The 367-nt window shown below is 64.3% G+C and carries 1 protein-coding gene; it reads right to left on the bottom strand.

What is annotated here, in order from left to right; genetic code table 11:
• A partial coding sequence (locus tag C6W91_RS08150; protein ID WP_370570717.1) for a transposase occupies positions 1-367 on the bottom strand: 367 nt, incomplete at both ends.

Genomic DNA, 367 nt, shown 5'->3' with positions numbered 1-367 from the left:
CGGACGGTGGCGAAGACGCTCTCGATCGGGTTGCCCGTGCGCAGGTGATCCCAGTGTTCGCCCGGGAAGTCGTAGAAGGCGAGCAGCGTATCGCGGTCCTTGGTCAGGCAGATGACCGCATTTTCGTACTTGGCGCCATACTTCTCGGTGAAGGTGGTCATGGCGGTTTCGGCGACGGCGCGGGTTTCGGCCTGCCAGATCTCGCGCAGATCGGCCTTCACCGCCGGCTGCATGGATTTCGGGAACTTGTTCAGGACGTTGGCGATCTTGTGGACCCAACACCGCTGATGCCTCGTGCCGGGGAACACCTCGTCGAGCGCCTTCCAGAACCCCATGGCCCCGTCGCCGACCGCGATCTCCGGCGGCA

Source organism: Phaeobacter sp. SYSU ZJ3003 (genome assembly GCF_041300735.1).
Classification (GTDB): domain Bacteria; phylum Pseudomonadota; class Alphaproteobacteria; order Rhodobacterales; family Rhodobacteraceae; genus Phycobacter; species Phycobacter gallaeciensis_A.
Note: the sequence above shows the minus strand (reverse complement) of the source record. Positions and strands in the feature narration are given on the sequence as shown.